General features: G+C 63.5%; 16 protein-coding genes. 9 read left to right on the plus strand and 7 right to left on the minus strand.

Going from position 1 to position 16,502, the window contains the following annotated elements; all coding sequences use genetic code 11:
* Positions 1 to 57 precede the first annotated feature (57 nt).
* Genes ASD07_RS09020 through ASD07_RS09030 form a run of 3 tightly spaced genes read left to right on the plus strand, consistent with a single transcriptional unit; the run spans position 58 to position 2,599 of the window.
* Entirely contained in the window at positions 58 to 1,335 is a 1,278-nt protein-coding gene (locus ASD07_RS09020; protein WP_055928329.1) for a sensor histidine kinase, read from the plus strand.
* Positions 1,332 to 1,955, plus strand: a complete 624-nt coding sequence (locus tag ASD07_RS09025; protein WP_055928332.1) for a response regulator transcription factor — start codon at positions 1,332 to 1,334, stop codon at positions 1,953 to 1,955. The genes ASD07_RS09020 and ASD07_RS09025 overlap by 4 nt, the downstream gene beginning before the upstream one ends.
* Complete coding sequence (locus ASD07_RS09030; protein ID WP_055928335.1) at positions 1,955 to 2,599, plus strand: hypothetical protein; 645 nt, start codon at positions 1,955 to 1,957, stop codon at positions 2,597 to 2,599. The genes ASD07_RS09025 and ASD07_RS09030 overlap by 1 nt, the downstream gene beginning before the upstream one ends.
* Here ASD07_RS09030 and ASD07_RS09035 read toward each other — a convergent pair.
* Together ASD07_RS09035 and ASD07_RS09040 are read right to left on the minus strand one after the other, a co-directional pair.
* Positions 2,596 to 3,147, minus strand: a complete 552-nt coding sequence (locus ASD07_RS09035) for an outer membrane beta-barrel protein (protein ID WP_055928339.1) — start codon at positions 3,145 to 3,147, stop codon at positions 2,596 to 2,598. The genes ASD07_RS09030 and ASD07_RS09035 overlap by 4 nt on opposite strands.
* 92 nt (positions 3,148 to 3,239) lie before the next feature.
* A complete protein-coding gene (locus ASD07_RS09040; RefSeq protein WP_055928341.1) occupies positions 3,240 to 5,057 on the minus strand; it encodes a DUF885 family protein in 1,818 nt (605 codons plus the stop codon).
* Positions 5,058 to 5,154: 97 nt separating this feature from the next.
* On the opposite strand from ASD07_RS09040, the gene ASD07_RS09045 reads away from it, so the two are divergent.
* The 3 genes from ASD07_RS09045 to ASD07_RS09055 are packed head-to-tail and all read left to right on the plus strand — an operon-like array spanning position 5,155 to position 6,447.
* Positions 5,155 to 5,625, plus strand: a complete 471-nt coding sequence (locus ASD07_RS09045) for a cupin domain-containing protein (protein WP_055928343.1) — start codon at positions 5,155 to 5,157, stop codon at positions 5,623 to 5,625.
* A complete protein-coding gene (locus ASD07_RS09050; RefSeq protein ID WP_055928346.1) occupies positions 5,622 to 6,020 on the plus strand; it encodes a DUF4348 domain-containing protein in 399 nt (132 codons plus the stop codon). The genes ASD07_RS09045 and ASD07_RS09050 overlap by 4 nt, the downstream gene beginning before the upstream one ends.
* 22 nt (positions 6,021 to 6,042) lie before the next feature.
* Positions 6,043 to 6,447 (plus strand): hypothetical protein, encoded by a 405-nt coding sequence (locus tag ASD07_RS09055; RefSeq protein ID WP_156397940.1) that lies wholly within the window; start codon positions 6,043 to 6,045, stop codon positions 6,445 to 6,447.
* A gap of 3 nt (positions 6,448 to 6,450) precedes the next feature.
* Here the strand turns inward: ASD07_RS09055 and ASD07_RS09060 are convergent, their stop codons facing one another.
* Positions 6,451 to 8,673, minus strand: a complete 2,223-nt coding sequence (locus ASD07_RS09060; RefSeq protein WP_082507223.1) for a DUF1631 family protein — start codon at positions 8,671 to 8,673, stop codon at positions 6,451 to 6,453.
* Positions 8,674 to 8,765: 92 nt separating this feature from the next.
* On the opposite strand from ASD07_RS09060, the gene ASD07_RS09065 reads away from it, so the two are divergent.
* Complete coding sequence (locus ASD07_RS09065; protein ID WP_055928354.1) at positions 8,766 to 9,395, plus strand: TIGR02281 family clan AA aspartic protease; 630 nt, start codon at positions 8,766 to 8,768, stop codon at positions 9,393 to 9,395.
* Here the strand turns inward: ASD07_RS09065 and ASD07_RS09070 are convergent.
* Together ASD07_RS09070 and ASD07_RS09075 are read right to left on the minus strand one after the other, a co-directional pair.
* Positions 9,337 to 10,527 (minus strand): HPP family protein, encoded by a 1,191-nt coding sequence (locus ASD07_RS09070; RefSeq protein WP_055928357.1) that lies wholly within the window; start codon positions 10,525 to 10,527, stop codon positions 9,337 to 9,339. The genes ASD07_RS09065 and ASD07_RS09070 overlap by 59 nt on opposite strands.
* A gap of 31 nt (positions 10,528 to 10,558) precedes the next feature.
* Positions 10,559 to 11,044 (minus strand): Lrp/AsnC family transcriptional regulator, encoded by a 486-nt coding sequence (locus ASD07_RS09075; protein ID WP_055928360.1) that lies wholly within the window; start codon positions 11,042 to 11,044, stop codon positions 10,559 to 10,561.
* Positions 11,045 to 11,144: 100 nt separating this feature from the next.
* Between ASD07_RS09075 and ASD07_RS09080 the strand changes: the two genes are divergently transcribed.
* On the plus strand, positions 11,145 to 13,070 hold the full coding sequence (locus ASD07_RS09080) for an aminotransferase class V-fold PLP-dependent enzyme (RefSeq protein ID WP_055928363.1): 1,926 nt from the start codon (positions 11,145 to 11,147) through the stop codon (positions 13,068 to 13,070).
* A gap of 56 nt (positions 13,071 to 13,126) precedes the next feature.
* Here the strand turns inward: ASD07_RS09080 and ASD07_RS09085 are convergent, their stop codons facing one another.
* Entirely contained in the window at positions 13,127 to 13,570 is a 444-nt protein-coding gene (locus ASD07_RS09085; RefSeq protein WP_055928365.1) for a DUF3592 domain-containing protein, read from the minus strand.
* 125 nt (positions 13,571 to 13,695) lie between these two features.
* On the opposite strand from ASD07_RS09085, the gene ASD07_RS32290 reads away from it, so the two are divergent.
* Positions 13,696 to 13,950 (plus strand): STY0301 family protein, encoded by a 255-nt coding sequence (locus ASD07_RS32290; RefSeq protein WP_373922077.1) that lies wholly within the window; start codon positions 13,696 to 13,698, stop codon positions 13,948 to 13,950.
* Between the two features lie 242 nt (positions 13,951 to 14,192).
* On the opposite strand, the gene ASD07_RS09090 is transcribed toward ASD07_RS32290, so the two are convergent.
* On the minus strand, positions 14,193 to 16,346 hold the full coding sequence (locus ASD07_RS09090; RefSeq protein WP_055928367.1) for a TonB-dependent siderophore receptor: 2,154 nt from the start codon (positions 16,344 to 16,346) through the stop codon (positions 14,193 to 14,195).
* Positions 16,347 to 16,502 lie beyond the last annotated feature (156 nt).

The raw sequence follows: 16,502 nt of genomic DNA on the forward strand, positions 1-16,502 counted from the left end.
TGCCGGCGGCGTCGCCGCGGCGGGTAGAATTGCGGCGCTATCAATTATTTGTCAGCTATGCCCGCCATTCTCCCGTACCGGCTGCGTCCCGGCAGTGCCGCCGGCATCATCCTGCTTGCCAGCCTGGCCGGCGCTGCCATCGAAATCCTGGTGCCGTGGTATCTGGGCCCGGACAGTGCCGACCTGTTCAGCGCTGCCGGCGTGCTGGCGCGCCGCCTGGCCGGCCGGTACGCTGCGGCCCCGTCGCTGGTCCGGGCAGGCTCGGACCATGCCTTGCTGGCCTGGCACATCTTCCTCGCCCTGGCCGCGCTGCTAAGCGCTGCGTTCATCGCCGCCACCGCGCTGCAGCTGCAGCCGCGCCGGCGGCGGACGCCTGCTGCCAGCCGCTGCTTGCTGGCGCTGCAACTGGCCAGCGCCTGTGCGCTGCACTCGGTGGTGTTATCGATGGTGCAGGGCGCCATGCTGGCCAGCCACCTGCCGCCGCGCCGCGCGCTGGCGGCACTGGCAGCCATGCTGGGGCTGAATACCGTATCGGTTGGCGTGCTGGCGGCGCTGGCGCTGCAAGAGGGTATTTCCGCCAGCGACGGCAAGGCCACCGCGATGGTTCTGTACGTATTGCTGGAGCAACTGGTGGTCTTGCTCACATTCGCGCTGGGCTGGCTGGCGTCAAGCGAACGGCGCAGCCGCCAGGCGCTGGCTGCCAAGCATGCCGAGCTGTTGGCCACGCAGGTGCTGCTGGCCGACACCATCCGCGAATCGGAACGCATGCGCATCGCGCGCGACCTGCACGATTCGACCGGGCATCACCTGACGGCGCTGAAACTGCACCTGGACCTGGCGCGGCGCAAGGCGGGCGAGCGGGCCGACGCTTCGCTGCTGACCGCGCATGAGCTTGCGCGCGAACTGCTGGCGCAAGTGCGGGCCGTGGTGGCCGCCGAACGGCAGGCGGTGGGCGTCGATCTGCGTCTGGCGTTGCAGCGCCTGTGCGCCGGCATCCCGCAGCCGGCCGTTACGCTGCGTGTGGCCGAGGCCATGCAGGCGCCGGCGCCGGCGGTGGCGCACGCCATCTTCTGCTGCGTGCAGGAAGCCCTCAGCAATGCCGTGCGCCACGCGCACGCAGCCAACCTGGTGATCGAGATCGTCCAGCGTGACGGACAGCTGCATGCGGCGATTGAAGACGATGGCGCCGGCCGCGGCACGGCGCAGGAAGGCAACGGCTTGCGCGGCATGCGCGAGCGCCTGGCCTTGCTGGGCGGTGTCCTGCATGCTGCCGACTTGCCGCAGCGCGGTTTCGGCCTGCGCATTACCTTGCCCAATACAGGAGTGCAGCCATGATCCGCGTCGTGCTGGTGGATGACCAGATGCTGGTGCGCAGCGGCATTCGAGGACTGCTCGACATGACACCCGACATCCGCGTGGTGGCGGAGGCGGCGGATGGCGCGCAAGCGGCCGCACTGCTGGCGCGCACCGAAGCCGACGTGCTGCTGCTGGACGTGCGCATGCCGCATTGTTCCGGCCTTGAGCTGCTGCGTGGCGGCCAGGCGCTGCCGCCAGCCATCCTGCTCACCACCTTCGATGACGAAGAGGTGCTGTTCGAAGGCATGCGCGCGGGCGCGCGCGGTTTCCTGCTGAAAGACATATCGCTGGAGCGCCTGGCGGACGGTATCCGCAGCGTAGCGCAGGGTGGCACGCTGTTCCGGCCCGCGCTGACCGAGCGCACGCGCGCAGCCTTCGAGAGCGCACGCGGCGTGCACGATGCCGGCGGCACGCTCAGCGAGCGCGAAATCGAGGTGCTGGCGCTGGTGGCAGCAGGCATGAGCAATGCGGAAATCGCGGCCGCACTTGTCCTGAGCGAGGGCACGGTGAAGAACCATGTGTCGAGCATCCTGGCCAAGCTGGGCGTGCGCGACCGTGTGCGTGCGGTGCTGCATGGCCTGGAAATGGGATTGATCTGATGCGCGCCGCCGTCCTTCTCTTGCTGGCGGTGTCCTGCCAGGCGGCCGCCCAGTCGCCCGTTACCCTGATGCCGGAGGGCAGCAGCGAAGGCAGCGCCGGCCTGGTGTACGGCGAGGCGTGGGCCCGGCGCGGCAGCAATGCGCGCAAGGCGTTCGTCATTCCCTGGTTCTCCATGCAGTGGAGTAACGGCGCCTTTGTGGAAGGATTGTCGGCCGGATGGAAGCTGTCGGAAGAGGTGCATTTCCAGTACGGGCCCGTGATCGGCCTGAGTACCCCGGCGCAGGGCGCTGGCGGATCACAGCTGACACCTGGCGGTTTTGTGCTGTGGCGGGTGCTGCATAACGTTGAAGTGGCGGCGCAGGCTGGCGTCGGCGCCCGGGATGGCAGGGTGAAGGCCGACCTGGCGCTCAACTGGGCCTATTCGATCGATGCCGACCACAGCCTGGTGCTGCAGGCAGCCGCCGGAAATGACGAGGGATGGAACCATCGCCTCGGTGCGCGCTGGTCTTGGCGGCTGGGGCGCCGCCATACCCTGATGAGCTCAGTCACGGGCATCCGCCTGGCGGGCAGCAGCGCCCATGCGCCCGGCATCGAGCGGCGCAGTAGCGTCGCCGTGAGCGCTGCGCTGCTGTACCGCTTTTAGAAGCTGTATTTCAGTCCGGCGGAATAAGCGCCGCGCCCGAAGTGCCGGTTCTTGTTGCCGATTTCAACGCGGCCGAAATGCTCGGCCTCCACGGTCAACGTCAGTGTATCGCTCAGTTTGTAACCCAGGCCCACGCCCAGCAGCGGCGCAAAGCCGCTCTTGCTGTCGGCGGTACCGGCCAGGCCGTCGATGCGGTAACGCTGCGCCGCTATGCCGGCACGGCCGAACAATTCAAAGGAATCGCCAAGGTGCCAGGTGCCGCGCGCGGCGAGGTACAGGATGTCGGTTGAAATGCCTGCCTTGACGCCGGTCGCGGCAAAGCGGTCCTTGCCGAAGCGCGCATAGCCTGCTTCCAGCGCGAAGCTGTCGCTGAGGTTAATGCCGCCGTACAGCTTGAAGCGCAGCGGGTCGTTGCTGCCCTTGATGCGGCCGGCCTGGGTATCGAGGTGGCTGTCGCCCGGGGCGATGACGGCAACACCGGCGAAGTAGTCTTGTGCACTCGCACTGCCAGCGCAGCACAAGGCAATGATGGAGATGAGGCGTTTCATTGAATCCCTTTCAGTGATGGCACGGTTGGTGTGCCGTGCCGTCACTGTAGGGAAGGCAGGGCGCACGCGCACCTGCCGAAAGTCATGCCGCCTTACCTGGCGCCGGCGATCCAGGCGTCGACTTTGGATTCCAGCAGCGCGAGCGGCACGGTGCCGTCGCCCAGTACAATGGCGTGGAACTTGGCCAGCGTGAACCTGCTGCCCAGGGCTTTCTCGGCCTTGGCGCGCAGCTCCTGGATCTTCAGGGCGCCGGTCTTGTAGGCCAGGGCCTGCGCCGGCCACACCATGTAGCGTTCGGTCTGGTTGCGCGCCACGCTTTCATCGCCCAGGGTTTCGGTCATGTACCTGATCGACTGCTCGCGGCTCCAGCCCTTGGCGTGCATGCCGGTGTCGACCACCAGGCGCACCGCGCGCAGCATTTCGTCGTTCAGGTGGCCGAAGTACTGCGCCGGATCTTCGTACAGGCCCATTTCCTTGCCCAGGGTTTCGGCATACAGCGCCCAGCCTTCAGTGAAGGCGGTATTGCCGCCGAACTTGCGGAACTTCGGCATGTCCAGTTCCTGCATCAGGGCGATGTGGAAGTGGTGGCCCGGTTTGCCTTCGTGCAGGAACAGGGTGTTCATGCCGGTACTGCCGTATTTGGCCGGGTCGGTCACCACCGACCAGAACACGCCCGGACGCGAGCCATCCAGCGCCGGCGCGGTGTAGTGGTCGGAGGCGGTGTCGCGGCTCAGCTCAGGTTCCAGGCGCAGGTCGAGCTTGGCCTTCGGGATCAGGGTGAACATGGAGGGCAGCTTGGTGTCCAGCAGGTCGTTGAGCTTGTGGTACACGGCCTGCACTTCGTCTTCCGTCTTGAACGGGAAGAATTTCGGCTGCTGCGAGATCCAGGTCGGCAGGCCGGCGGCCGCGCCGGTGTAGCCCAGCTTCGGGCCCAGCTTGGCGTATTCGGCCTGAATGCGTGCCACTTCGCGCAGGCCGGTCTGGTGGATTTCTTCCGCCGACTTGCTGGTGGTGGTGGAATCGGCGATACGCACCTTGTACCACGCTGCGCCATTCGGCAAGGCGCTCCAGCCGGTGCTGGTGCGGCAGGCCGGGATGTATTCCTTCTCGACGAAGGCGGACAGCTTGCCCAGGGCAGGATTGAGCTTGTCGGCCACAGTGGCGCGGTAGGCGGCGGCCAGGCGCTGCTTGTCGGCATCGCTGAAGCCGGCAGGGAACCTGGTCACCGGCGTGAAGTAGATGTTCTTTTCAGGCGTTTCGCTGACCAGCTTCTGGAACTGCGGCAGCGCGGCAAGCATGATGGCTTTCGGCTGGGTGATGCCCTTGGCCATGCCTTCCTTCATATTGGCGATGGCCTGGTCGATCCAGCCTGGCAGCTGGTTCAGGCGGCTCAGGTATGCCTCGTATTCCTTGACCGTGGTCAGTGGCTGCGAAGCGTCGCCGCCGGAGAAGTTGGCCAGGGTGACCGGCATGCTGCTCATATGCTCGATCGGCAGCAGGTGCTCCGGGAACGGCTCGTAGGCCAGGTAGGTCTTCAGCTCGAAGGCCATCACGTCGTAGCTGATACGGTCGCCGCGATCGAGCTGGGCGCGCGGGATCGCCTGCAGGCGCTTGGTGAAGTTGCGGTACAGGTCGAACTGCCTGGCGCGCGAGGCTGGCCAGATGGCGGTGCCGATCTGGTCGTCGAAGCGGTTGTCGCCGTTCTGCGTCGCGCCTACCGGATCGAACTTGGCGATGGCATCGTAATACTCGTCGGCCAGCGCCCAGAACTGCTTCTTGGCCGCCTCATTGCTCCTGGCCGGAGCTTTCTCTACCGCCGCCGGCTTGGCTGCGGCAGCATTGGCGTGGACAGGGGCATAAGCCAGCAAAACGGCCGCCGCCAGCGCGCCGAGGGTAATACGATGTTTCATTTGTCTTGATCCGGGTAAATGAAGGAGCGACAAGCATAGCCCAGCGAGGCCGCTGCTACAATGTTGCAAGATCGCTCAACAAGAGGGAGGAAGCAGCATGTCGTATCCGCACATCGTTCGGAAGGCCGCCGCGCAGGAAGCGGAAGGCAGCTTTTCGCATCCCTGGAATCCGAACTCGGAAATCAGCGGTTCGCAGCTGTCGCGCATGGCGGGCTTGAAGCGCACGGGCGTCAGCATCGGCCGCCTCAAACCGGGCAAGGAGTCGTTCGCCTACCATCTGCACCATAACGAAGAAGAGTGGGTGTATATCCTTTCGGGGCGCGGCGTCGCACATATCGACGGCGAGGATTACCAACTGGAGCCGGGCGACTTCGTCGGCTTTCCCACGCCATCCAGGGCGCACCAGATGATCAACCGCGGCAGCGAGGACCTGGTCTACCTGATGGGCGGCGAAAACCTGGCAAGCGAAGTGGCGGACTTCCCGCTGCTCGATCGCCGCATGGTGCGCACCGGCGACAAGATCAAGGTCTACAAACTCTCGGAAGGCAAAGACTTCGGGCCGCTATGACAAAATACCTGGCGATGATGATCGCAGCGGCGGCGATGGCCGGATGCGCAACGCAAACCGTGCCGCGCGGCTGCAGTGCGGAAAAATTCGAGGACTTCCTGCCGCGCTACATGAGCGACCGCCAGTTCGCGGGCGAGCGCACAGTGTTTCCCCTCGAATCGCTGGACAGAGCGGACGAAAGGAAATCGCTGGTAACGCGCGAACAGTTTGCGGCGTCAACCCTGCTGGGAGACATGATCAAGGCCGATCACCTGTCGATCAGGCAGCAGGCCAATGCGGGCGGCATGGAGCTGAACCTGTTGCGGCCGGATTCCGATTCGTTGACCTATTTCTACCGCTTCCGCCAGCAGGAAGGCTGCTGGTACCTGTGGCAATTCGAAGATTCATCACTGTGAACATATGCTGAGCAAGCGCGGAATGTTTTATATGTTGTTGGCGGGCGCCCTGGTCGGCGGCATGTGGTATTCGACGCGGCTGCTGCCGTCGCTGACCAAGGGCGTGCAAACCATGCGCAAGGGCTGCGGTCCGAAAGCGCCCGAATCGTTCGACGCCTTCCTGCCGCGCTACCAGTCCGACCGCATGTTTGCCAATGCGCGTACTACCGATCCGCTGGAGAAGGTACTCAATGGCGCCGAAGGCCCGGCCACGACCATGGTGCCGCGCACCGAGTACCGCAGCCAGGAGCTGCTGGGCGATATCGTGAAGAAGCACGGCATGGCCGTGCGCCGCGAGGCAGGAAAGGCGGAGGTGGACGCCGGCCCGCTTACCTACCGCTTCCGCCTGCAGGGCGGCTGCTGGGAGTTGTGGCAGGCCGAGTCCTGATCCTTACGCAGCGTCCAGCGACTCCGCACCGGTCATCAGCGATTCCACTGCGCGCTCGAACAGCGGCGAATACTCCACCGGCCGCAGGCTGCCATCGCGCATCGCCGCCAGCAGCGCGGCACGCGAGTACACCACTGGCGTGGAATGGTCTGCAGCCGTGAACAGGAAGCCGGCATTGCGCGCTGCGACTGCCCCCAGGCGCAGCGGCACGTAGCTGCCTTCGGACAGCAGTTCAAAGCCGTTGCCGGCCTGCGCCCATTGCAGCCATCCCTCTTCGTAGCTGGACACCGGAGCCAATGCCGGGTCGGGCTGCACCGTGGCCAACACGCCGTGCAGTGCAAACTCGGCGCTGAACTGGGCCTGTGCCGGCAAGGCATCGGCATGGGTGGCGGCCACCAGTGCCGGCTGGCCGGGATCGATGGCAGCGAAACGCTCGCGCAGTCCCGCTACATTCATGCGTGGCGCGGTGGGCATCGGCATATTATTGGACAGCACGTCCATGTGCAGCGATACCAGCTGGTCCAGCGCCGTCTGCGCCTCTTTTTCGTTCATGCCGATCGTTGCCAGGCCGGCCCGCAGCTCGCGCCCCAACGCCGGCAGCATTTTCATCAGCACTGCACGCTCTTCCGGCAGGATCTTTTCCTGGGCGCTCCACACCAGTTCCGGCAGCAGCTTGCCGTAGTCCGGCTCGCGGCCGTAGGTATGCACCATCACTTGCGCCCAGGTGCCGGTGATGAATTCCATCATGCGGCGGTCGACATTGACCGATTCGAGCTGGCCACGCAGGGCGTCGGCCAGGGCTGCCACGAACGGCGCCACTTTCACCGCGCGTTCGAAAGCCGGCATCGCGCGGTGCACGACCGGATCGCTTTCGCGCAGCAGGGATGCCACGAACCCGTCAAGCTCCAGGCTCGCTTCGGCGAACGCGGACGGGTCGTGCTCATACTGCTGCAGTACCTGGTTGACCAGCCGCTCCACTTCGCCCAGCAACGGCGGCATCAGCGGCGAATCGGCGCCGATGCCGACGGCCGCGCTGCCAATGCGGTCCAGCAGGTGGCGCGCAGGCAGGTGGGATCCTTGCAGCACCGCCAAGTCCTTCAGGGCGGCGCGCAGGAAGGGCGCATGCAGGCGGCACAGTTGCTCGCGTATTGGTTTGGGCAGCTGTTCATCGTTCAGGATGAACTCGAACAGCAGGCCGATCAGTTCCACCACGATGCGTTCCGAACCGTGCGGCAGGTTGGCCATCCGGTCGAGCAGGGCCAGCGGCGGCTGCAGCCCGCTGCCGGCATGTTCGCGCTGGAGTTGGCGCAAGGCGTTATCGAGCTGCACGCGCAAAGTGTTTTGCGGCTGCGGGGCGCTGCGCCGGAGGCCGGACGGATTGAACATGCTGAAGACCAGCTCCTGCAGTTCCGGCTTGGACGCCATGTTTTGCTGGCCCTGCAGGATGCTCGGCGGCGAATCCTGCTGGATTTCCTTTTGCACCGCGCCCAGTCGCGCCACGCGCTGGCGCATGCCAGCGTCGGCGTCGGCCTGCCCGGTTGCCGCGCGCTGCCAGGCCAGGCGATCCTGTTCCAGGCGGTTCAGCGCCGACGGGCGCGCTACCAGGCGCGAGCGAATGCCGCGCGATTCGAACACTTCGCGCAGTCGGGTGTAGAAGTCGCCCAGCTCCGCCGTCATGGCTTGCGACAGGGTGTCGAACAGCAGTTTGCTTTGCGCTTCGTCCGGCACCATGGCGTGCAGCGCGTCGTACAGGGAGCGCGCCAGCAGGTAAGGGCGGAACGGGTTTTCACGCTCGCGCACTTCGCTGTCGCCGTGCATCTGGGCGATGATCAGGTTGAGGTGGCCGAGACTGAGCTCGTCGGCGTCGCGCAGTTTCAGCAGCAGGCGCTCGACTTCGATCTGGCGCGTTACTACTTCGTCATCGATCAGGGTCAGGGTATCGGCGCTGAAGTTATGCAGGCCGGTGCGCAAGTCGGTGTGCATGGTCTTCATGGCGCGCGACAGCAGGCCTGCGTAAGAGCGTTCCATGCGCGCGCGCATGGCTGCCCCCTGCTCGCGCAGGAAGACGCGGCTTGGCCCGGCGAGGCGCTGTTCCGCCGGCGGCGCTGTACGCAGGGCTTCGCCCAATACAACGTCAGCCTGGTCGGTCATCCGTTTGCACAATGTCGCAAAGCCGGTTTGCGCTTCTTCTAGGGCGAGTGCAAGCACCCTTTTCAACGTTTGCATATGCCAGATTCTATCGAAATGTTGCGCCCAACAGTCAACAATTTAACGGTCGAAAGTGTGTCAAAATGCAATTTTGACCGGAGTTTCCCGTAATGCGTATCGCCTTAGTTGCTGCCCTGATGTTAACCGCCTTGTCGTCCCGGGCCGATGTGGGCCTGGTGGGCACCCTGAAAGACAAGGCCCTGTTAGCGGTCAACGGCGGCGCACCACGGACTTTCCCGGTTGGCGCCACGCTACCTGATGGTAGCAGACTGGTTGGCGTAACGTCGGGCGAGGCAACTATTGAAGAAGGCGGCAAGCGTTATACCATCCGCCTGGGCGAGTACGCGGCATCCAAGGCAAATGGTGGCGGCAATTCGATGGTGCTGTCGCCCGATACGAACGGCCACTACTCGGTGGCTGGCGAGATCAATGGCGTGCCGGTGAAAATGATGCTCGATACCGGCGCTACGCTGGTGTCGATTCCTGCCGTCCTGGCCGACAAGATGGGCATCGACTACCGCAACAAGGGCCGCCGCGCCACCACCCAGACTGCGGCCGGCACGGCGCCGGTGTGGATTGTGAAGCTGGACAAGGTAAAGGTTGGCGATTTTGAATTCGCCAACGTGGATGGCTCCATCAACGAAGCCGGCCTGAACGTGATCCTGCTCGGGAATTCGGTCCTCAAGCGGCTTGATATGAAGACGGAGTCGGGGACCCTGACGCTGACAAAGCGTTTTTAGCATACAGCGCAGCCACCACGTCCGATTGGGTCACGATGCCGGCAAAACGTTCTTCGTGATCGAGCACCGGAATGTGGTGGAAGCCTGAGTCGGCCATCAGCGGCACCAGTTCAGTGATCGGCGTATCGATGCTGGCCGTGCGCGGGTGCCTCACCATGATCTGGCCGACCACTTCCGGCTTTTCCGAATGCGTGGTGCCGGACGGGCGCAGGAAGTCCAGCAGCTGGCGGCGCATGCCGTGGTAATCATCCAGTCCGCCATGCTTCATGAAATCGCTGGTGGTGACGATGCCGATCACGCGCCGCACGCGGTTCAATACCGGCACCGCCGCAATGCGGTGCTGGCGCATTTCGCGCCAGGCATCGGCCAGCGGCGTTGCGAATTCCGCTGTCACCACGTCCTTCGACATGATGTCGCCGCAGGTGATGATGCCGAAGCGGCGCTGGTAGGCGCGCATCTCGGTTTTCAGGAACAGCTCTTCCAGGTCGTCGCGGCTGATGTCCAGTTCCTGGTTGTACTGGCGCAGCACCGCGTCCAGGTCTTCCGGCTGGAAACCGAAGCGCACCGTCGGCACTTCATCCTTGGTCGCATGCGGGTTGGGGTGCGCCAGTTGCTGGCTGTGCGGATAGCGGCGCCCGGTCAGGTTGTTATAGGCGATGGCCGCGAGCACGATCAGCACGCAGTCCAGCAACACCGGACCCAAAGGCAGGCGGTAGCCCATGGCATGCACGGCCGGGCCGCCGATCACCATCATCAGTGCCGTGGCGCCGCCGGGCGGGTGCAGGCAGCGCAGCGCGAACATGGCGGCGATCGCCAGCGGCGTTGCCAGGGCGGCGGCCATCGGTCCCGGGCCGAAGAACTGCACGCAAACCACGCCCATCAAGCCGGACACCACATTGCCGCCGATGACCGCCCAAGGCTGGGCCATCGGGCTGGCTGGCAGGCAGAACAACAGCACGGAAGAAGCGCCTATTGGCGCTACCATCCACATGACGTTCTCGCCCAGCAGGAAGTGGGCGACGAAGCTGGTTATCAAAAGGCCAAGCAAGGCACCGAAGCTGGCGCGCAAACGCTGGCGCTGGCTGGTATTGCTGCGGGCGGGAAGCAGTGAGAGAAGCACGGATTTCAGCATCCGGCCATTATCCCACGGTTGGCAGCTACTCTCAGCTACCGGCCCCGTGCGACACCAGGTCAAGCGGCAGGCTGGTGGTGTACTTGATCTGCTCCATCGAGAAGGCTGACGAAACGCCGGTCAACTGCGCGGCCTTGATCAGCTTCTTGTAAAAACGGTCATACCCTTCGATATCGGTGGTCACCACCTTCAGCAGGTAGTCGATATCGCCGCTCATGCGGTGGAATTCCTGCACTTCCGGCAGCGCCACCACGGCGGCAGCGAACCTGGCGAGCCACTTTTCATCGTGCTGGCTGGTGCGCACGCTGACGAATACCGTCACCGGCAAGCCCGCCTTGCGGCGGTTGACGATCGCCACGCGGCGGTCGAAATATCCATCCTCTTCCAGCCGCTTCAAACGCTTCCAGCAGGGCGTGGTCGAAAGGCCAACCTTTTCCGCCAGCTCAGCCACGGACAGCGTGCCGTCAACCTGCAGCGCGCCCAGGATCGCGTAATCGTAGCGGTCGAGATCATTCATTTTTGTTTATATCGATATTTGGAATGCTTATTCTACATTAAGGCCTGTTTGAGGTAATTTTGGAATGCCTGATTCACCGCCAGTTCGTAAACTATTGAGTATGAGCAAAGAAATCTACCTCGACGGGAATGCCACCACTTGCGTGCTGCCGGCCGCCATCGACGCAGCGGTGCAAGCCATGCGCGATTGTTTCGGCAATCCCAGCAGCACCCACGCCACCGGCCTGAAGGCCAAGGCCATGATGGACGCCGTGCGCCAGCGCGCCAAGCGCTTGCTGGGCGTGGGCAGCGGCCGCATCATGTTTAATAGCGGCGCCACGGAAGGCATCCAGACCGCCGTGCTGTCGGCACTGTGCGCGCTGCGCGAACGTCGCGAAAACGGTGAAGCTATCGGCAGCCTGCTGGTCTACGGCGCCACCGAACACAAGGCCGTTCCGGAAGCGCTGGCGCACTGGAACCGCTTGCTGGGCCTCGGCCTGGAACTGAAGAAACTGCCGGTCGATGGCGATGGCCGCCATGACCTGGCCGCGCTGCGCGCATTGGCGCCGCAAGCGGCCTTTGTCTGCACCATGGCGGCCAATAATGAAACCGGCGTGGTGTCCGACCTGGTGGGCATCGGCGCGACGCTGGTAGGCAGCAAGGCGCTGTGGATGGTCGATTGCGTACAGGGCCTGGGCAAGCTGCCGCTGGACCTCGGCAACTCCCGCATCGATTACGCACCGTTCTCCGGCCATAAGCTGTACGCGCCAAAAGGCATCGGCATGCTGTACCTGCGCGAAGGCGCCCCATACACCCCGCTGGTGATGGGCGGCGGCCAGGAAGCGGGCCTGCGCTCCGGCACTGAAAACATGGCTGGGATTGCAGCGCTGGGCGCCGTGCTGGCTGCGCTGGAAGACGGCGGCACCTTCCGCTCGCCGGCGGAGCTGTACGGTTTCCGCGAAAAGCTGGCCGCCAGCCTGCGCGCTGCATTCCCCGGCATCGTGTTCAATGCGCCGTTCGAGAAGGCGTTGCCAACCACCCTTAATTTCTCGGTGCCCGGCCTATCGAGTAAAGAGTTGCTGGACGTGTTTGATGCGGCGAATGTGCGCGTCAGCGCGGGCAGCGCCTGTTCCGCCGCCAAGGCAGCGCCAAGCTATGTGCTTGATGCCATGGGCTTGCCGGTATGGCGCAGCAGCAGCGCAGTACGTATGTCTTTCGGGCCGCTGGCCAGCGAAGAAATCATCAACGAAGCCTGCGCGCGCATCGAGCGATGCGGCCAAGCCTTGCGCGCCGCCGGCAACCTGCCGGAAGGGGTGCTGCAACTGAGCCTGGCCGGCAACCACACCTGGCTCCTGCTGGACGCAGCATCGCGCCAATGCATCGTGGTCGACCATCAAGCCGAACTGGTCGAACGCATCGACAGCCTGTTGCGCAGCCACGGCTACCAGGTGGCGGCCCGCGTGAGCACGCGCGACACCGCAACCGCGCATGACAGCATGGCGTTTGGCGCGCACACGCTGCGCCGCATGACGCTGGACGCGAACCAGCAGGCCTTCCTGCTGTGCAGCGGCGATAAAGTCGATTACGCCTTTACCGGCATGGCACCGTTGGCTGCGCTGGCCGGCAGGATTCCGGACGACGCGCTGCTATGCGCCGGTCGCGAAGAACTGAACGCCTGCTGCACCAGCTTGCGCGCGGAGGAGCAGGGCAGCATGGCAAACGCAGACCTGAACCTGGACAGCATCGCGCTGGCGCGCCTGCTGGAAGCGTATCCGCAAGCGGTGCTGGTGGATGTGCGGGAAGTCTATGAACAAGCCGCCTGCATCCCAGGCGGCCGCGCCGCGCAAAGCGTCCCACTGAGCCGGCTGGCTGCATTCGTGCCGCACTGGCTGGATGCAGCAGAACAGCCGCCGCTGGTTTTCTTCTGTCGCAGCGGTAACCGTAGCGCCAAAGCCGCGCAATGCCTGCGCCGCCTCGGCTATCGCAATGCTTATAGCCTGGGCGGAGGGATTGCCCTGGCATCGCCAGCGCTGGCGCTGGCCGCATGATTTTGTGAGGTTGTATCCTGCTTGCGGCGGCCGTTGGCCGCCGTTTTTTTTAGCGCCTACTTGGCAAAAAAATGGCGCAGGACCAGCACCGCAATCCCGGCCAGCAGCAAGATCCGTGCGAAGCCCTTTTCCCCATCCGAAGTGTCGTTGTCACCGGCTTTAACCAAAGTCGAAGGCGATTCCGGCAAATAACGAATATCGATTGACCAAGGAATTTCCCGCGCGCGCAGTTGCCGGGCCAGGCTTTCGGGGATGGATACCGTGTCACGGACTTGCTGTCCATTCTCCATCGTGAACTGGATGTGGGCTACGTGCTCCTTCTCGGAGCCGCCATTCTTCCGCTTTTTCCATTCGAGTTCGGTGATCTCAGCCGCTGCGGCTACGCCGTGGTCGCGCAGCTTCGAAAATTCCACGCCATGTTTGTGGCCTGTGAACATGAATAATACGGCGAATGTGATCAGGATCCAGGGGAATACGGCACTGCGAAAAACACTAAACATAAGGTGGCTTGGTACATGTATTTGTTAAATAATTAAACAATGTTACCATAAGATAATTTCCCGACCGCTGGCCGGGCCCATCCTGTGCGGTGCTTTATTCGTTGGGGTTTTAATGCCTGGCTGAGTTGAGGCCTTTGACGAAGGATGGAATTCAATACTGGGCGTTTGGTGAGCCGATCGAACAAAGGGAAATGTGGATGAGATGCGACTATGCGCGTTCTTCTCTATCACTGAGTAAACGAATTCGTTCAGACACTACCTTGTGCTTTCAGCGCAGCGAGCTGGCTCAAACGAGATCGGGTAGGGGAAAAGTCGTTGTAACGTGCGTTGACTCAACCCACCAGGCGAATAAGACGCTACGGCCCTATCGTTCGCGGTAATGCGCGATGCGTAGCGCGGCCATAAGTCTGTGCCATAAGTCTGTGCCAGGTCTGTCATTCGGACATAAGTCTGTGCCAGGTCTGTCATTCGGACACGCGAACCGGTCTTTTGATAAAACTCAAGACGGAAAACCGGCTGGTTTTGCGTCTTGAGTTTTATCAAGCGTGAGCGCTATCTGTCCGAATGACAGACCTGGCACCGACTTTGTTGGCACCGACTTTGCAATCGGTCGCCGTCCTCTTTATAGCTTCATCTCCAGCATCGCGCGGAACAAGACGCTGGTTGGGGTGATGGTGGTGTCGCTCCGCCGTCCGGTGGCCTCGACGAAGGACGACTGCGACAGGTTGTCCTGGTGCAGCATGTTCGATGCCGACAGGCGCAGTTGCGTCTTGGGAGTGAACTTCCACAAGCCATATACGTCCAGTGCCCGCTTCGGCACCGAGTAGGCGTACTGCCTGTCGGAGATGCGCACCTCGCCGCCACCCTGGTAGCTGTAGGAGCCGCCCAGTGTCAGCGGAAGCTTGTCCAGCTTCCAGTCCGCACCCACGGTGCCGCTGATTGGAACCTGCTGGTCCAGGCGGTTGTTGGGGCCCGGTACGGTGTCCAGCTTCGACCAGCTGCGCGTCAGGTTGGCGCGCATTTCCACGCCTGGCGCGTCCTTCATGATCGCGCGCAATGGCAGCTTGGCTTCCAGTTCGATGCCGTAGGTGTCGGCGGTGCCGGCGTTGACAGGACGCGAGACCCACACGCCATCGATCAGGTCCACGCGGCGGCGTGTGATGTCTTCGATGCGGCGGGCATAGGTGCTGGCCGACAGCAGGCCGCCGCCTTCGCCCAGATAGTGCTCGAACGCGAGGTCCAGGCCCCAGGCCAGTTCCGGCTTCAGGTTCGGGTTGCCCATGGAGTCTGGCGAAGTCGAGCTGTTGTTGTTGGAGGTGAAGCGGCGCGGGATCAGGTCGCCCACGCCGGGCGCCTTGTAGGTGCGGGTCAGGCCGAAACGCACCTGGTCCTTCTTCTTTTCGCCCAGCTTGTACAGGGTCTGGAACAGCGGGCTCAATACGCTGGAGTTGTTGTCGATGCTGCCGTAGTCAGTGCCGGTGCTCTTGATGTTGACGCCTTCCCAGCGCAGGCCGAAATAGACGGACCAGCGGTCGGTCACATTCCATTCATCCTGCGCGTAGGCGGCGAGGCGCGTGACGTCGGCGGAATAAACTTCGTCGAGGTTCTGTGGGGCGATGCCGGGCGGTGCACGCAGGTATTGTTCGCGCTGGATGCGGTCTTCATCGCGCTTGCTGTAGCCGATGTCCCAGCCGGTCGCCAGCGCATGGCCGGGGACCAGCGGGCTGGAATATTTGCCGGTGCTGCTGAAGCCTTTGTCGGTCGATTCCGATGTGACGGTGCGGGTGCGTTCGAGCAGTGCGCCGCTTTGCAGGTTCGGTGCCTGCACGTTGCGGTGGTTGTAATTGAGGCCTGCTTTCATATCCAGCTTGGCGCCGTCGGCCAGCGGACGCGCCCAGCTCAGGTCCGTGCGGAACAATTCCATGTCGGCCTTGATGGCCTGGTCCAGGGCGCTGAACATTGGCTCGTCGCCGTACGCGGTGGTGGTGCGCTCGGAGTTTTGGGCGCGGAAGCGGTTGACCGCAATGAAGCTCTGCGAGGTGATCACGTCGCCCGGCTTGATCGCGTAGTTCACTCGCGGCGCGAGGTTGAGGTTGCGGAATGAGCCTTTGCTGGTGGCTTCGGCACGGCGCAGCAGGGGCGCGCTGCCGGTGGCTTCGGTGATGGTGTGGCTTGGGCGATCAAAATCGCCGTGCAGGAAGCCGCCGCCGATGGAGTACGACCAAGGGCCTTTGCGGTCCGACATCTGCAGGTTGACGCTGGCGCCGGGTTGGCCGTTGTCCGCTTGCAGTCCGGCCTTGATTTCGGTCTGCGCCGTGGAGATGGCTTTCTTCAGCACGATGTTGATGCCGCCGGCAATCGCCTGGGTGCTGAATTCCGCCGTGGCGGCGCGCATGACTTCAATACGTTCGATCATGTCCGGTGTCAGCGAGTCGAGCGAGAAGCCTGGCGGCGCCGGTTCGCCATTCAGCATGATGGAGGTGTAGCCGCTGCCCAGGCCGCGCATGCGGATGTTGCCGCCGCGGCCCTGCACGCCGTCCAGCGTAATGCCCGGCAGGCGCTTGAGCACTTCGCCGATGCTGGTGTCGCCATTTTTCAGGATCTCTTCCTGCGTCACGACGATCTTGGTGGCGGTGTCGTTGCGGCGGATATCCATCGCCGCGCTGCCTTTGATCTCAACCTTGGGCGTGGCTTTGTCGGATGCGGCTTGCTCTTGTGCGTAAGCGCCGTTCAGCGCCTGGACGATGAGCAGGAGGGGGAGGGCGATTTTCTTCATGCAAATGGCGGTGGCTTTTGGGAAACATGACAGGATACACTGCCAACCGTTAACCCGGCAGTTATTCAATTTTCAGGCCGCCGGCTTAGCAAAAAAAAACGTGCTCTTGCCGAGGTGAAATTCTCGCTGATCTTTAACGGACCCATATGTACGCTA

Source organism: Duganella sp. Root336D2, assembly GCF_001425005.1.
In the GTDB taxonomy this organism is placed as follows: domain Bacteria; phylum Pseudomonadota; class Gammaproteobacteria; order Burkholderiales; family Burkholderiaceae_D; genus Rugamonas.

Bases quoted from the DNA above. Each gene is read 5' to 3' on its own strand.
- ASD07_RS09020 (WP_055928329.1), top strand. From the start codon at position 58: ATGCCCGCCATTCTCCCGTACCGGCTGCGTCCCGGCAGTGCCGCCGGC.
- ASD07_RS09025 (WP_055928332.1), top strand. From the start codon at position 1,332: ATGATCCGCGTCGTGCTGGTGGATGACCAGATGCTGGTGCGCAGCGGC.
- ASD07_RS09030 (WP_055928335.1), top strand. From the start codon at position 1,955: ATGCGCGCCGCCGTCCTTCTCTTGCTGGCGGTGTCCTGCCAGGCGGCC.
- ASD07_RS09035 (WP_055928339.1), bottom strand. From the start codon at position 3,147: ATGAAACGCCTCATCTCCATCATTGCCTTGTGCTGCGCTGGCAGTGCG.
- ASD07_RS09040 (WP_055928341.1), bottom strand. From the start codon at position 5,057: ATGAAACATCGTATTACCCTCGGCGCGCTGGCGGCGGCCGTTTTGCTG.
- ASD07_RS09045 (WP_055928343.1), top strand. From the start codon at position 5,155: ATGTCGTATCCGCACATCGTTCGGAAGGCCGCCGCGCAGGAAGCGGAA.
- ASD07_RS09050 (WP_055928346.1), top strand. From the start codon at position 5,622: ATGACAAAATACCTGGCGATGATGATCGCAGCGGCGGCGATGGCCGGA.
- ASD07_RS09055 (WP_156397940.1), top strand. From the start codon at position 6,043: ATGTTTTATATGTTGTTGGCGGGCGCCCTGGTCGGCGGCATGTGGTAT.
- ASD07_RS09060 (WP_082507223.1), bottom strand. From the start codon at position 8,673: ATGCAAACGTTGAAAAGGGTGCTTGCACTCGCCCTAGAAGAAGCGCAA.
- ASD07_RS09065 (WP_055928354.1), top strand. From the start codon at position 8,766: ATGCGTATCGCCTTAGTTGCTGCCCTGATGTTAACCGCCTTGTCGTCC.
- ASD07_RS09070 (WP_055928357.1), bottom strand. From the start codon at position 10,527: ATGCTGAAATCCGTGCTTCTCTCACTGCTTCCCGCCCGCAGCAATACC.
- ASD07_RS09075 (WP_055928360.1), bottom strand. From the start codon at position 11,044: ATGAATGATCTCGACCGCTACGATTACGCGATCCTGGGCGCGCTGCAG.
- ASD07_RS09080 (WP_055928363.1), top strand. From the start codon at position 11,145: ATGAGCAAAGAAATCTACCTCGACGGGAATGCCACCACTTGCGTGCTG.
- ASD07_RS09085 (WP_055928365.1), bottom strand. From the start codon at position 13,570: ATGTTTAGTGTTTTTCGCAGTGCCGTATTCCCCTGGATCCTGATCACA.
- ASD07_RS09090 (WP_055928367.1), bottom strand. From the start codon at position 16,346: ATGAAGAAAATCGCCCTCCCCCTCCTGCTCATCGTCCAGGCGCTGAAC.